This is a genomic window from Ruicaihuangia caeni (genome assembly GCF_029952955.1).
Taxonomy (GTDB): Bacteria; Actinomycetota; Actinomycetes; order Actinomycetales; family Microbacteriaceae; genus Ruicaihuangia; species Ruicaihuangia caeni.
Genome location: NZ_JASATX010000001.1, coordinates 1,044,933 through 1,058,078 on the forward strand (window position 1 = coordinate 1,044,933; position 13,146 = coordinate 1,058,078).

At 67.9% G+C, this 13,146-nt stretch carries 16 protein-coding genes; 11 read left to right on the top strand and 5 right to left on the bottom strand.

Going from position 1 to position 13,146, the window contains the following annotated elements; genetic code table 11:
- Nucleotides 1–128 precede the first annotated feature (128 nt).
- Nucleotides 129–1,523 (top strand): FAD-binding oxidoreductase, encoded by a 1,395-nt coding sequence (locus tag QF206_RS04800; protein WP_281488030.1) that lies wholly within the window; start codon nucleotides 129–131, stop codon nucleotides 1,521–1,523.
- On the opposite strand, the gene QF206_RS04805 is transcribed toward QF206_RS04800, so the two are convergent.
- Genes QF206_RS04805 through QF206_RS04815 form a run of 3 tightly spaced genes read right to left on the bottom strand, consistent with a single transcriptional unit; the run spans nucleotide 1,499 to nucleotide 4,532 of the window.
- Nucleotides 1,499–2,107: a cysteine hydrolase family protein gene (locus tag QF206_RS04805; protein WP_281488031.1), complete on the bottom strand. Its 609-nt coding sequence runs from the start codon at nucleotides 2,105–2,107 to the stop codon at nucleotides 1,499–1,501. The genes QF206_RS04800 and QF206_RS04805 overlap by 25 nt on opposite strands.
- A complete protein-coding gene (locus QF206_RS04810) occupies nucleotides 2,104–3,522 on the bottom strand; it encodes a purine-cytosine permease family protein (protein WP_281488032.1) in 1,419 nt (472 codons plus the stop codon). The genes QF206_RS04805 and QF206_RS04810 overlap by 4 nt, the downstream gene beginning before the upstream one ends.
- A 47-nt stretch (nucleotides 3,523–3,569) precedes the next feature.
- Nucleotides 3,570–4,532 carry a flavin reductase gene (locus QF206_RS04815; RefSeq protein WP_281488033.1) on the bottom strand — a complete coding sequence of 321 codons (963 nt, stop codon included), beginning with the start codon at nucleotides 4,530–4,532 and terminating at the stop codon, nucleotides 3,570–3,572.
- 117 nt (nucleotides 4,533–4,649) lie between these two features.
- On the opposite strand from QF206_RS04815, the gene QF206_RS04820 reads away from it, so the two are divergent.
- The 8 genes from QF206_RS04820 (at nucleotide 4,650) to QF206_RS04855 (ending at nucleotide 10,767) form a co-directional block, all read left to right on the top strand.
- The gene (locus QF206_RS04820) at nucleotides 4,650–5,360 is read left to right on the top strand and encodes a GntR family transcriptional regulator (protein WP_281488034.1); all 711 of its coding nucleotides are present in this window, start codon (nucleotides 4,650–4,652) and stop codon (nucleotides 5,358–5,360) included.
- An 85-nt stretch (nucleotides 5,361–5,445) separates the two neighbouring features.
- The gene (locus QF206_RS04825; protein ID WP_281488035.1) at nucleotides 5,446–6,120 is read left to right on the top strand and encodes an amino acid synthesis family protein; all 675 of its coding nucleotides are present in this window, start codon (nucleotides 5,446–5,448) and stop codon (nucleotides 6,118–6,120) included.
- Complete coding sequence (locus tag QF206_RS04830) at nucleotides 6,117–6,668, top strand: amino acid synthesis family protein (protein ID WP_281488036.1); 552 nt, start codon at nucleotides 6,117–6,119, stop codon at nucleotides 6,666–6,668. Before QF206_RS04825 ends, QF206_RS04830 begins: the two co-directional genes overlap by 4 nt.
- A gap of 14 nt (nucleotides 6,669–6,682) precedes the next feature.
- Nucleotides 6,683–7,516 carry an alpha/beta fold hydrolase gene (locus QF206_RS04835; RefSeq protein ID WP_281488037.1) on the top strand — a complete coding sequence of 278 codons (834 nt, stop codon included), beginning with the start codon at nucleotides 6,683–6,685 and terminating at the stop codon, nucleotides 7,514–7,516.
- Nucleotides 7,513–9,003, top strand: coding sequence for an aldehyde dehydrogenase (locus tag QF206_RS04840; RefSeq protein WP_281488038.1), 1,491 nt, complete (start codon nucleotides 7,513–7,515; stop codon nucleotides 9,001–9,003). Before QF206_RS04835 ends, QF206_RS04840 begins: the two co-directional genes overlap by 4 nt.
- A 10-nt stretch (nucleotides 9,004–9,013) precedes the next feature.
- On the top strand, nucleotides 9,014–9,250 hold the full coding sequence (locus QF206_RS04845) for a tautomerase family protein (protein ID WP_281488039.1): 237 nt from the start codon (nucleotides 9,014–9,016) through the stop codon (nucleotides 9,248–9,250).
- A 9-nt stretch (nucleotides 9,251–9,259) separates the two neighbouring features.
- A complete protein-coding gene (locus QF206_RS04850; protein ID WP_281488040.1) occupies nucleotides 9,260–10,303 on the top strand; it encodes an LLM class flavin-dependent oxidoreductase in 1,044 nt (347 codons plus the stop codon).
- A gap of 68 nt (nucleotides 10,304–10,371) precedes the next feature.
- On the top strand, nucleotides 10,372–10,767 hold the full coding sequence (locus tag QF206_RS04855; RefSeq protein WP_281488041.1) for a (deoxy)nucleoside triphosphate pyrophosphohydrolase: 396 nt from the start codon (nucleotides 10,372–10,374) through the stop codon (nucleotides 10,765–10,767).
- 19 nt (nucleotides 10,768–10,786) lie between these two features.
- Here the strand turns inward: QF206_RS04855 and QF206_RS04860 are convergent, their stop codons facing one another.
- Nucleotides 10,787–11,290: an SRPBCC family protein gene (locus QF206_RS04860; RefSeq protein WP_281488042.1), complete on the bottom strand. Its 504-nt coding sequence runs from the start codon at nucleotides 11,288–11,290 to the stop codon at nucleotides 10,787–10,789.
- Between the two features lie 86 nt (nucleotides 11,291–11,376).
- Nucleotides 11,377–11,535, bottom strand: a complete 159-nt coding sequence (locus QF206_RS04865; protein ID WP_281488043.1) for a hypothetical protein — start codon at nucleotides 11,533–11,535, stop codon at nucleotides 11,377–11,379.
- Nucleotides 11,536–11,696: 161 nt separating this feature from the next.
- On the opposite strand from QF206_RS04865, the gene QF206_RS04870 reads away from it, so the two are divergent.
- Nucleotides 11,697–12,197, top strand: coding sequence for a pyrimidine dimer DNA glycosylase/endonuclease V (locus QF206_RS04870; protein ID WP_281488044.1), 501 nt, complete (start codon nucleotides 11,697–11,699; stop codon nucleotides 12,195–12,197).
- Nucleotides 12,198–12,213: 16 nt separating this feature from the next.
- On the top strand, nucleotides 12,214–13,110 hold the full coding sequence (locus tag QF206_RS04875) for a TIGR01777 family oxidoreductase (RefSeq protein ID WP_281488045.1): 897 nt from the start codon (nucleotides 12,214–12,216) through the stop codon (nucleotides 13,108–13,110).
- Nucleotides 13,111–13,146: the final 36 nt, after the last annotated feature.

The window sequence follows — 13,146 nt, forward strand, 5'->3', positions numbered from 1 at the left end:
CCAGCACGCGCGGATGCCTCTTGACCGGGTTCATCGCGAGGCGCATACTCCCTGCAAAGCGCCGGGGCCGGCATCCACCCGCCCGAGTGAACCAGGCCGTCGACGCGAGCGATGAGGCAGGTGCCGCCATGCGGGATATCAACTCGGCCGCCGAACTGCAGAGGGCGCTCACCTACCCTCTGGTGCGTCCCGACGATCCGGACTACGCCGCTGCGGTCAGCTGCTTCAACCTGGCGACGAAGCACGAACCGGATGTGGTGGTCTTCCCGACCAATGGACGCGAGGTCGTGGCCGCGGTGAACTGGGCTCGCGACCGGGCCCTACCGATCGCCGTGCAGGCGACCGGTCACGGGCACGCCGAGACCATGTACGGCGGGATGCTCATCAACACGAGCCGCATGCAAGAGGTGCAGATCAAACCGATCGACCGCACCGCAACCGTCGGCGCCGGCGTCAAGTGGAAGAGCGTGCACGAGCGCTCGGCCATGCACGGCCTCTTCGGATTGTCAGGCTCGACCGGCGACGTCGGCGTCGTCGGATACACGCTCGGAGGCGGTCTGCCGGTGCTCGGCCGAGCGTACGGCTTCGCGGCAGACCGGGTGCGCGAGTGCGAGCTGGTGACCGTCGACGGTGGCCTCCACACCGTGAACGCCGAGAGCGATCCTGAGCTCTTCGAACTGCTGCGCGGCGGGAAGGGCAACCTCGGCATCGTCACCTCGATGACGTTCGACCTGCTGCCGATCGGGGCCCTCATGGCGGGCGGCATCATGTACCCGGGTGCGGATGCTGCTGAGGTGCTCTCCGCATTCTCGGAGTGGACCGCGGCGCTCCCCCTGCAGGCATCCGCGTCGGTCGCTCTGCTCAGGGTTCCCGACATGCCGGGCGTGCCAATGCCGCTGCGCAAGCAGTTCGTGGCGCACCTGCGATTCGCGTGCGAGTGCACGACGGAGGAGGCCGATGCCCTGCTCGCGCCCATGCGGGCGGTATCGAACCCGATCATGGACACCGTGACCTCGACGACGATGCTCGAACTGGACGCGGTGCACATGGACCCGCAGGATCCCCTGCCGTTCGAAGACGCCGGCATGCTGTTGCGCGAGTTCGGCCCGGAGGCGCAGGCCGCCCTGCTGCAGCAAGTGGGAGCCGGCACGAACACGCCGCTGCTCATGGCCGAGGTGCGGCTCATGGGCGGAGCGCTCGCGCACTCCACAGCAGTCGCGGTCCGTGGGTCGACGAGCGGGCACGATGCGATCACCGGTCGCGACGCCGCGTTCTCACTCATGGCGGTCGGCGCGCTCACCCCAACCGACGCGCCGAATGTCAGGGGTGCGCTCGAACGGCTCCTCGAGGCGATGGAACCGTACGGCAATGGCTACACCATGGTGAACTTCCGCGGTCGCCTCAACGGCGTCACGTCGCACCTGCACAGCTGGTCACCTGCGGTGCGCGCCCGGCTCGCCCGGGCCAAGGCGCACTATGACCCGGGCGACCTCATGCACTACGGCGATTCAGCGCTCGCCTGAGCAGACTCGGCTCCCCGACGCTGAGCGCTGCCACCGACCAGCTGGGCCGTCGTCGCGAGCGTGACCATCGGAGACAGCAACTGCATCAGCGCGATCGCTTGCTCGTGCGCTGTGTCGGTGATCCCCGCGCACGCGTCGGTCACCACAGTGACGGCCTTCCCCGCGTCGACCGCGCCTAGCACCGTCGAGAGCACACAGCAATCGGTCGCGACACCGCACACGATGAGCTGGTCGGCGTCGCCAGTGAGCGCGGCGAGCTCCGCTCCCCACTTCGAGAACGTGGGGAGCGCGAGCACCTCGTGGCTCTCGGCGGTGGGAAGGGTAAGGTCCCACGCCGGCGAGCCCGGCTCTTCGCGGCATCCGGACCAGCGATCGTAGTAGGCGCCCCAGCTTCCCCGCTCGTCGGGATCGCGGACGAACTTCGTCCAGACCACAGGGCCTGAGAACTGCGCGACCAGGCGGGTCACATGCGCGGCCGCCCCCTCATAGCCGCGCACGTGCCATTCGCTGTCGGGTGAAGCAAACACTCGCTGCATGTCGACGACGACCAGGGCCGTCGAATCGGTCGACGCGGGGTGGTTCAATTCGCGTACTCCAGCTCGGTGTCCTTCCGGCCGAAAAGGCTCGACAGCGCGGGCAGCGGACGAAACGCCAGATACGCGACTACCGCGGCAATGGCCCCGGCCAGGTACGACACATCACCGAAGTCGGCGAACACGCTCGAGAGAGGGCCGGTGTAGAGCGTCGAGGCCCAGAACAGCGACGAGAAGGCGCAAGCGAGCACCCAGGCGACGAAGCCCCACTCGATGCCGCGCCGAGTGTCGAAGAGCTGGTCGACCGCGATCCTGCCGAGCTTGCGCATCCGCAGATAGTAATCGAGCAGGAGGATCGTGCTGAACGGAACAACGAGGTACGCCAGGATCAGCAAGAAGTCATAGAAGCTGCCGTAAGGGTTCGTCTGCATGAGCAACGTCACCCCGAGGCTCGCAGCCGCGATCACGATGACCCCGACAATCCGGTTCACCGGGATGCGGATGGTGAGCAGCGAGAGCGAGCCGCCGTAGAGGTTCATCGCGCTCACAGGGAGCGTCGAGAGCACCACGGTCCACATCGCAACGGGCGCCCACGTGCCGGTGAGCTCAGCGAGCGCCGGGATGGCGTCGAGCTCGCCGGCGAAGCTCGACACCAGCACTCCGATGCCTCCGAGCCACATCATCGCGGCGAAGGAACCGCCGGCCGTGTATGCCATCACCTTGGTGTGCGAGGTCTTCGGCGAGAGGTAGCGGGAGAAGTCGGAGGCGAACGGCGTCCAGGTCATGACATAGGCGAAGAAGAACCCGGCGAACGTCAGCCAGCCCGCGACATCCCCCATGTAGAAGGGAGCCTCGGGATTCACCCCCACTGCGAAGTCGACCTTCTGGAACGACAGCACCGTGATGACTGCGAAGAGGATGGCGAGCACCACCGTGGCGACCTTGTTGATCATATGGATGAGGTTGTGGCCCCAGATCGCGAAGACGGCCTGCACGGCGAAGATCACGGCCGCAGCGATCCAGAACGGCACCTCGATGAGGGTCTGCAGCGCGATCACGGCGAACACGGTGTTCACGGCGGTCCAGCCGATGGCAGAGATGATCGTGAGCAGGGCGATGGGCACGAAGTTCGCGAAGTAGCCCATCGGGCCGCGACCCTGCACCTGCTGAGGCACGCCGAGCTTGGTGCCGATGCCCGCGAGCAGGCCCATCACAATCGCGCCGACGAGGGTTCCTGCGGCAACCGCGGTGAGTCCCTGGATGACCGACAGGCCGAACAGCGACGAGAAGAATCCCGAGACGAGCACCGCGAGCACCATGTTCGCGGCGAACCAGAGGGTGAACTGCTGGCGCGGGTGGCCATGGCGCTCGGTCGTGGGGATCTCTTCGGTGGCGAAGGGCTCGGTGCGCAGCACGGATGACCCGTAGATCGGTGTGCCGGGTTGGTCAGGCTGGTGGTTCGTCATCGAATCTCCTGAGGTGAGGGTGGGGCGTGGGCAAGGAGGTGGTGAGTTCAGACGGGTGCGGCTTCGAGTTCCTGCAAGTGCTCGCCGTCGAAGAAGCGACCCGCCTTGTAGATCATCGGCACCGCGTCGCCGAGTTCGGCGTGGGTGACCTTGGCGATGAACACCGTGTGCGTCTTGGCCTGCAGGCGTTCCTTGATCTCGGCCTCGATGGAGGCCGACGACCCCTCGATGAGCGGGCTGCCGTTCGGGGCGGCATGCCAGTCGAGGTGCGCGAACTTATCGGGTTCCTTCGAGGCGAAGGTCGCGACGGTGCCACGTTGGGCATTGCTCAGGATGTTGATGCCGAGGTGACTGGAGGCGAACAACGCCGGATAGGTCGACGAGGTCTTCTGCACGCAGACCAGCACCAGGGGCGGCTCCAACGAGACCGAGGCGTACGAGTTCGCGGCGAGCCCTCGAGGCGTGCCGTCGGCGTCGGTTGTGGTGACCACCGTCACCCCGGTGATGAACTGACGATTGAAGCCCTTGAGCGCATCGAGCCCGAGGGCGCCCGAGAGGTCGTCGACGACGACCTCATCCGCGTCCGCCTCGAATGCAGATCGGAGCGAGGGCACTCCGAGGTCGATGAGCAATTCGCTCTGGTCCCATGTGACGCGCTCGCGAACGATGACGCCATCGCGAACTGTGGCGTGATTCGACCCGGTCGTGCGCACGCGTCGTCCGGTCGCCGGCACTCCCCCGAGCGGACGACTGAATGTGCCGGTCGTGCTCCAGAAGATCGCCAGATCGTCGCCGTCGACTATGACCTTGTCAAGCGTCGTCACGAGGTCTGGGAACGCCTCACGCACCTCAAGGATGTCGCGTTTGAGCGTCGCGAGGTCGGTGATCGTTCCCCGGTTCGCGCTCTCCCGACGGTAGTCGGGGTGCAGCACGGCATCGAGAGCATCGACTTCGCCGCGATCCCAGGCGGCGGCCCAGGCGACAGTCACCGATTCTTTGATCGTTTGCATGCAACAGAACGTAGCGACGACGTCGACCTCCGTCAAGCGCTCCGTGCAAATTGGCGAAAGTGCCGATATTCAGCGGCGGTTGTTGACGTGCTGTTGCATGCAAGCTACATTGTTGGCATGCAAGAGACCGCGAACGCCGCCACGATTGAGTCGCCGCTGCCCGAACAGGCACCGTTGCTCGACCGGTTGCGCGCGCTCGTTCTCGGCGGCGAGTACCCGCCCGGGGCGCTGCTGCCCGAGCTCTTCCTCGCCGAGGAGTTCGAGGTCAGCCGCACACCGATTCGCGAGGCACTCAAGCAGCTCGAGAACGAGGGGCTGGTCGAGATCCGGCCTCGCGTCGGCACCTTCGTGCGACAGCCGACCCGCCGCGAGATCGTGGAACTGTTCGAGTTGAAGGGCGGGCTCGAGGGCCTTGCCGCCGGGCTGCTCGCGCGACGCGGCGATGTGCCCGAAGTCGCCGCGCTGCAGCGGAATCTCGAGGCATCCGCTGAAGCCGTACGCCAGGGTGATGGGGAGCGCTACGCGTCGCTCGTGCATGAGTTCCACGCGATCCTCATCTCGGGCTCGGCCAATCAGAAGCTCGAAGAGCACTACGACCGGCTCATGAACCAGTTGGCCTATCACCGGCTCGTCACCCGCTCCATCGGGCAGCCGGGTCGGCTTGGATCGTCACTGCACGAGCACGAGCGCGTGGTCGCCGCCATCGAGGCGAAGGACCACGTCGGAGCCGAAGTGGCGATGCGTTCCCACGTCGACGCCTCGAGCGCCGCCGTATTCCGTGCGTTCGCCGCGGAAGAAGCGGCATCGCACGCACGGCCGGATGCCTGATCACCGCCGCCGCGCTCGCTCGCTCGCACCCCAGCTCACCGCCGGGCTGGGGTCAGCCTCCGCCCCACCCGAAAGGAACCGATGCATGACCGCCACCGACACTCTCGCTCCGCGTAGCTTCGAGCTCTTCGAGCGTTCGACGCTGCGTGAGTTCGAGGAGATCGGTGCGCTCATCGGGCTCCGCTCGATCATCACCTCGACCGAGGAGCTTCCGAGCGCCGGCGGCGAGCCGGCGCTGATTCTTCGAGCCAGCGCGGTGGCGGTCATCGCCAACCCCTGGATCGGCACTTCGACTGAGTTCGACCTCCAACCCGAGACGGTACGAATCGCGCCGGTGCTCGCGAAGCTGCTGACCGACCGGCTGCTCGATGCCGTGGGCGGGGCGCAGCGGGTCGAGGCCTTCGGCAAGGCCGCCGTGGTCGGCCTCGACGGGGAGCTCGAGCATGCGGGTGCACTCATCCACACCCCGTACTTCGGCAACCTCGTGCGCGAGGCGCTCGGGGGCACGTCGATCCTCTGCTTCGCCGACGGGCGCGCGGCCCCCGGTGGCAACATCCGTGTTCCGCTCTGGCACAAGACCGCCGCGTCGACCCGCAGCCACTATCAGAGCCTCGACGTATCGCTGCGGGACGCACCCCACACCGACGAGATCGCCGTGATCGCCGCGGTATCCACCGGGCCACGACCGCATGCGCGGATCGGCGATCGGGCGACCGACCTGCCGGTCACCTCCGAAATCCTGAAGGGAATCGCACTGTGAACATCCGCAAGATCATCACGATCGTCGAGGAGGTCGTCGCTGAGGGCGGACGACCGGTCGAACCGGCCGCGCGCATCGCGGTGGTGGCGGCGGTGATCGACAACCCCTGGCACGGTCACGGATTCGTGGACGATCTCAGCGACGGCATCGAGCGCACGGCATCCGAGCTCGGAGCGCTGCTCGCACCACGCGTCGTCGAGGCACTCGGCTCACCGGTTGAGGCCTACGGCAAGGCCGCGATCGTCGGCACTGACGGTGAGATCGAACACGGCTCGGCCCTGATCCACACGCTCAAGTTCGGTGACCACTTCCGCACCGCGGCCCGCGCGACCACATTGCTGCCCGCAGTCGAGAAGCGCGCCGTCGCCGGCGCCGTGTTCGATGTTCCGCTCAAGCACATCACCGACGCGACGATCCGCTCCCACCACCAGAGCGTCGAGGTGCGCATCCCCGACGCACCGCACCCGCACGAGATCGTCGTCGGGCTCGTGGCCGCCGCGCAGGGACGTCCGCAGCAACGGCTCGCGCCCCTCTCGACCGAGCAGTGAGTACGGCCACGTCCATGGCAACCGCCGCGATCTCCTCCCCCACCAGCGCCCAGCACGCGCCGCTGGTGCTGCTTCACGGCGTGGGGCTCGACCGCACCATGTGGCGCCCCCTGCGCGCAGCGCTCTCCGGCCATGCCGCGATGGCCGACCGCGAGGTCATCTCACTCGATCTGCCCGGCCACGGCGAGCGCCCGCCGCTTCGCGGACCGCAGACGCTCGGCCAATTGGCTGACGATGTGCTCGCACGGATGCCGGAGACGCCCGCGCACGTCGTCGGGTTCTCGCTCGGAGCGCTCATAGCCCAGCACCTCGCTCGGCACGCTCCAGAGCGAACGCTCACCCTGGCCTGCGTGAGCGGGGTATGCCGCCGCACTCCCGACGAACGCGCGGCCGTCGAGGGGCGTCTGCGCAACGCGGAGCGGCACTTCGCCGAGAGCGTCCAAGCATCCCTGGAGCGGTGGTTCCCGGCAGGCACCACCGTCAGCGCCGAGACGATCGCGGAGACGGAGCGAGTGCTGCTGGCGAACGACCAGGAGTCGTATCTGCACGCCTATTCGGTGTTCGCTCACGCCGACCAGGAGATCGCGACCGAGTTGTCGGGCATTCGGATGCCGGTGCTCGCCGTCACAGGAGAGCACGACCCCGGCTCGACGCCGGAGATGTCATACCGCCTGGCGCTCGCGATCCCCGGCACCCGCGTCGAGATCGTACCGGGGGCGCGGCACATGCTGCCCGTCGAGAATCCAGGGTCGCTGGCACGTGCGATCGCCGACTTCATCACCGTCGCCGAACTGGCGAGCACCGCAAGCCCGGCCGCAACGCCACGTGCAGAAGGAGCCGCATCGTGACCGACCAACTGCCCAGACTGCAGCACTACATCGGCGGCCAATACGTGGCCCCCGCCGACGGCGCCTATTTCGCCAGCGGCAACCCGGCGACGCTCGAGCCGTTGTACGAGGCGGCGCGCGGCAGCGCCGAAGACGTCGGCCGCGCGATGCGAGCCGCACACGAGGCGTTCGACTCGCCCGGCTGGAGCGGTCTCAGTGCCACCAAGCGCGGGCACCTGCTGCGTCGGCTGGGCGATCTCATCGGCGAGCGCGCGGATGATCTCGCACGATACGAAAGCCTCGACAACGGCAAGCTCCTGCGCGAGATGCGAGGGCAGCTCGCGGCGCTGCCGGAGTATTACTACTACTACGCGGGGCTCGCCGACAAGGTTCAGGGCTCGCAGATCCCGACGACATCCCTCGCGATCCTCAACTACACGCAGCGCGAGCCGCTCGGAGTGGTCGGTGCGATCACACCGTGGAACTCGCCGCTCACGCTGACGACGTCGAAGATCGCGCCGGCGCTCGCCGCGGGCAACACCGTGGTCGTCAAGCCCAGCGAGCACACCTCGCGCACGATTCTGCTGCTGGCCGAGCTGGCCACGGAGGCAGGATTCCCCGACGGTGCGTTCAACGTCGTCACTGGCTTCGGGTCCGAGGCCGGCGCCGCCCTCGTGAGCCACCCGCTGCTGGCGAAGATCTCGTTCACCGGCTCGACGGCCACCGGCGCGCGCATCGCCGCCGAAGCCGCCAGCCGGTTCATCGGGTGCACCTTGGAGTTGGGCGGCAAGAGCCCGAACATCGTGTTCGAGGATGCTGATGTCGCCAACGCCGCCATGGGCGTCATCGCCGGCATCTACGCCGCCGCCGGTCAGACCTGCATTGCGGGGAGCCGCGTGTTCGCGCATCGCGCGGTGTACGACGAACTGCTGGAGCGCGTCACAGCGCGCGCCAACTCCATCAGGGTCGGCGACCCGCTCGCCGATGACACGGAGCTCGGTCCCCTGGCGTTCGCCGACCAGCTCGAGAAAGTCGACTCCTACGTGAGGCTCGGGGCCGAGGAAGGCGCCACGGTGCACACCGGTGGAGGACGCCCCGATGTGTCGCTGCCCGGCTACTTCTACTCGCCCACCGTGCTGACCGATGTCGACAACTCGATGCGCGTGGTGCGGGAGGAGATCTTCGGGCCCGTGGCGGCCATCATGCCGTTCGAGCACGAAGACGAGCTCATCGGCCTTGCAAACGACACCGAGTACGGTCTCGCCGCCGGTGTCTGGACCCAGAACCTGGCGCGGGCACACCGAGTCGCCCGGCGTCTCGACGCCGGCACGATCTGGGTCAACACCTATCGGGCCATGTCGCCCATGTCGCCCCGGCAAGGGTTCAAGAGTTCGGGCGTGGGCATCGAGCACGGGCTCGAGTCCATGAACGAGTACACCAGGCTGAAGAGCATCTGGATCAACACCGACGAAGGACCGGTCGCCGACCCCTTCGTCATGCGCGGATAAGGAGAACGCCATGCCACTCATCGACGTATCGCTCGCCAGGGGCCGAAGCCCGGAACAGCTCCGCGCGCTGATCGATGCCCTGCACAACGCCGCCGAGACCACGGTCGACGCCGCGCCCGAGAACATCACCGTCATCATTCGCGAGGTCGACCACGAGCACTGGGCGCGCAACAACGTCACCATCGCCGAACGCAATGGCGCCGCGAGCGCGTCGACCGCCGCGTCGGCGAATGCCGGGCAGGAGTAGGAGTCAGCCATGCGCTTCTCGCTATTCGTGCACATGGAGCGGTGGGACGAGACCGTCTCCTACGAGGAGGCGTTCGAGAACCTCACCGAGCTGACGCTCATGGCCGAGGAAGGCGGGTTCGGCACCGTCTGGATCGGTGAGCACCACTCGATGGAGTACACCATCTCGCCGAACCCGATGCCGCAGCTCGCCTACCTCGCTGCCCGCACCAGCCGCATCCGACTCGGTGCCGGCACGATCATCGCCCCGTTCTGGAACCCGATCCGGGCGGCGGGCGAGACAGCCCTGCTCGATGTGATCAGCGGCGGTCGGGCAGAGCTGGGGCTGGCGCGCGGCGCCTACCAGTTCGAGTTCGACCGCATGGCCGGCGGCCTTCCCGCCACCGATGGGGGCAAGCATCTGCGCGAGATCGTTCCGGCGATCCGCGAACTCTGGAAGGGCGACTATGCCCACGACGGCGAGCTCTGGCAGTTCCCGACCTCGACCAGCGTGCCGAAGCCAGTGCAACCCGACCTGCCGATGTGGATTGCCGCACGCGACCCCGCGTCACACGACTTCGCCGTGGCGAACGGCTGCCATGTCATGGTGACGCCGCTCATGAAGGGCGACGAGGAGGTCGAAGACCTGGTCAACAAGTTCGAGACCGCGGTCGCCGCTCACCCGGAGATCGAACGCCGCCCCGACCTGATGGTGCTGCGGCACACGTTCGTGCACGCCGAGGACGATCCGGACGGTTGGCGCCCGGCAGCAGAAGGCATCAACCGCTTCTACCGCACCTTCGACGCGTGGTTCAGCAACAAGACGACGCCGGCGAACGGCTTCCTCGAGCCGAGTCCCGAGGAGAAGTTCGCCGAGCGCCCGGAGTTCCGCCCCGAGTCGCTCCACCGCACGGCGATGATCGGCACCCCGGCCGAGGTGATCGAGCGGCTCAAGCACTACGAGGCGCTCGGCGTGACGGAGTTCAGCTTCTGGAGCGACAACAGCCTCACCCACGAGCAGAAGAAGCGTTCGCTCGAACTGTTCATCGAGCACGTGGTGCCCGCGTTCCAGTAGCGGTGCCAGGAGCAGCCCCGGGCACCGGTCGTGAATTCGACCGACCGGTGCCCGGTAGCGTTGCCCTCGTGCTCCACGTCGTCGCTGCAGTGTTCGCGGATGCCGATGGCCGCCTTCTGGCCTGCCGTCGCGCCGCGCACAAACCCGACGCCGGGAAGTGGGAGTTCCCGGGCGGCAAGGTCGAAGCGGGCGAAGATCCGCGCGCGGCGCTGCAACGCGAGATCGCTGAAGAGCTCGGGGTATCGATCGAGGTGGGCCCGCTCATCGACCGCAGCGTGACCGAGGTGGGGCCGGGCAGGCGCCCGATCGACCTCGCGTGCTACGCGGTCGTCACCGACGGCGCGCTGCCGGCGCAGAGCACGGACCATGATCGGATGCTGTGGCTTCCGACATCCGAATTGCGCACGCTCGACTGGGCCGCGCCCGATATGCCGGCGGTCGCACGGCTCGCCGACCGCGGCTGAGCTCACTCCTCGGCTGAGCTCACTCCTCGCGGGCGACCTCTTCGTCGATGAGCGCGTCGAGCTGTGAGAGGGCCTGCGTCATGCCCTCTTCGACGCCCATGTGGATCAGTTGATCGAACTGCTCGCGTGAGGCGCACGTGCTCGCGATGGTCATGCGTGTGCCCGCCTCGAGCGGTTCGAACGTCACTCTGGCCCGGGTGGTCGGCATCTCGGCGATCGGCGTGCCGTCGACATCCGAGAAGCCGTCTTCGAACGCGAGGAGGCGAGGAGGTTCGAGCTCGGTGATCGTCCACCACCCGTGCGAGGTGTCACCGTCGGGGCCAGTCATGAAGTACCGGGTGCTGCCACCCGGCACGAAGTCATGCTGCGTGACGGTAGCCGGCCAGCTCGGCGGCCCCCACCAGCGCTCGAGCGTGCGAGGGTCTGCCCAGAACTGCCAGGCACGCTCCATCCCGATCGGCAGCTCGACGACGAAGGTCAAGGTCAGAGAGTCGACATCTTTGTCGAAGGCGGTCACAGTCATGCGGCATATCCTTCACTGCCCGGGCTGCGACACGCCAGAGCGCCCTTACCAGCGCGCCCGTCGGGAGAAGGTTCGCGAACGCCTGGTCACGTGCGCGAGCGGCTGCGGAAGAACCCGAACACGAGCGTGCCGAGGAAGAGCACGATGCCCAGCACGGCGAGCCACAACAAGCCCTTGAGCACGAAGCCGAGAACCGACAGCACCAGCCAGAGGATGAGCAAGATCACGATCACGGTCCACCACATGCCCTGCACGGTACCCCGGCTCGGGCTTGCGTGCGACGGTCGCCGTGACTTGCGGCCGTTGCGTGAGTCGCGAGCCGGCCGATCGGGTGCCGCGAACCGAATACGATTGCCGTGCGGAGGCGAGGCGAGATGACGATCGATCGAGCAGGGCGTGACGCCTCGTGAGGCTCTGGTCGTTGCACCCCGAGCATCTCGACCGCGCCGGGCTGCTGGCCTGCTGGCGCGAGGCGCTGCTCGCGCAGGCGGTGCTCGCCGGCCGCACCCGCGGGTATGTGCGGCATCCGCAGCTTGAGCGCTTCCGCGCGGCAGATGACCCGCTCGCTGCGGTCGGTGCCTACCTGGCGGGCGTGGCCGACGAAGCGCGCCGGCGCGGATACCGCTTCGATGCGGCAAAGATCGAGCGCCCGAGCACCGGTGTGCCGCCGTTGACCGTGACTTCCGGGCAGGTCGAGTACGAGTGGCAGCGCCTCACCGAGAAGCTCAGCCTGCGCAGCCCGCACGACGCCGCGCGCTTGCGTGAAGAGCGGCCGCGAACGCATCCGCTCTTCACCGTCGTCGAGGGGCCGATCGAGCGGTGGGAGCGCGTCTCCCCCGCGGCGGCGAGGCAGCCGAGTGCCGACGACGGCGCAGGAGACGACACCGGAGGCGTTGATGAACCGTAGCGGGCAGGATGGTGGCATGGTCGGCAGTCGCGTGGTGGTGGCGGGAGCTTCGGGGCTCATCGGCCGGGCGCTCGTGCGCTCGCTGCAGCTCGACGGCGTCGAGGTGGTTCGGCTCGTGCGCAGGCCGAGCCGCGGGTCCGACGAGGTGGAATGGCTCACCCGCGGTACGCCGCTTGATCCGCAAGCGCTTGAAGGCGCCAAGGCGGTCGTGGTGCTCAACGGTGCCAGTGTCGGCAGGATGCCGTGGACCCCGAAGTACCGCGACGCACTGCGCCAATCGCGGCTTCAGGCCGTTGGAGCGGTGGTTGACGCGCTGCGCTCGCTCGGCACCGACGCGCCGGCGTTGCTGTCGGGGTCTGCCGTCGGCTACTACGGTTCGGCACCAGGGCGGTTGCTCACCGAGTCAGCCCCGGCCGGCGACACGTTTCTCGCTCGGCTCTGTGTCGAGTGGGAGGCCGAGGCAATGCGCGCGGCGGAGAGCACCCGGGTGGCGCTGCTGCGCACCTCTCCGGTGCTGCACCGCGAAGGCGTGCTCAAGCCGCTGATCACGCTCACCCGGTTGGGCCTCGGCGGCCCGATCGGCCGAGGCACGCAGTACTGGCCGTGGATCTCGCTGCGCGACGAGGTGAACGCGATCAGGCACGTCATCGAGCGCGAAATCGAGGGCCCGGTCAACCTCGCCGCGCCCACTGCCGCCACCGCGAACGACATCGGGCGCGCCCTCGCGCGTCGCATGCACCGCCCGTTCCTCGTGCCGGCGCCCGCTTGGGCGATGCGCCTGGTGCTCGGTCGGGACGCCGTCGACTCGCTGCTCACGAGCGACGCGCGAGTCGAGCCGGGCGTGCTCACCGGATCGGGTTTCCGGTTCGCGCATCACACGGTCGAGGAAGCGGTCGCCTCGGCGCTTGCCTGAAGCGCTCCTTCAGTGACGGCTCTACCGCACGCTCGG

Coding starts and splice junctions, on each gene's coding strand:
- QF206_RS04845 (WP_281488039.1), top strand. CDS start 9,014: ATGCCACTCATCGACGTATCGCTCGCCAGGGGCCGAAGCCCGGAACAG.
- QF206_RS04810 (WP_281488032.1), bottom strand. CDS start 3,522: ATGACGAACCACCAGCCTGACCAACCCGGCACACCGATCTACGGGTCA.
- QF206_RS04865 (WP_281488043.1), bottom strand. CDS start 11,535: ATGTGGTGGACCGTGATCGTGATCTTGCTCATCCTCTGGCTGGTGCTG.
- QF206_RS04820 (WP_281488034.1), top strand. CDS start 4,650: ATGCAAGAGACCGCGAACGCCGCCACGATTGAGTCGCCGCTGCCCGAA.
- QF206_RS04835 (WP_281488037.1), top strand. CDS start 6,683: ATGGCAACCGCCGCGATCTCCTCCCCCACCAGCGCCCAGCACGCGCCG.
- QF206_RS04815 (WP_281488033.1), bottom strand. CDS start 4,532: ATGCAAACGATCAAAGAATCGGTGACTGTCGCCTGGGCCGCCGCCTGG.
- QF206_RS04800 (WP_281488030.1), top strand. CDS start 129: ATGCGGGATATCAACTCGGCCGCCGAACTGCAGAGGGCGCTCACCTAC.
- QF206_RS04850 (WP_281488040.1), top strand. CDS start 9,260: ATGCGCTTCTCGCTATTCGTGCACATGGAGCGGTGGGACGAGACCGTC.
- QF206_RS04875 (WP_281488045.1), top strand. CDS start 12,214: ATGGTCGGCAGTCGCGTGGTGGTGGCGGGAGCTTCGGGGCTCATCGGC.
- QF206_RS04825 (WP_281488035.1), top strand. CDS start 5,446: ATGACCGCCACCGACACTCTCGCTCCGCGTAGCTTCGAGCTCTTCGAG.
- QF206_RS04860 (WP_281488042.1), bottom strand. CDS start 11,290: ATGACTGTGACCGCCTTCGACAAAGATGTCGACTCTCTGACCTTGACC.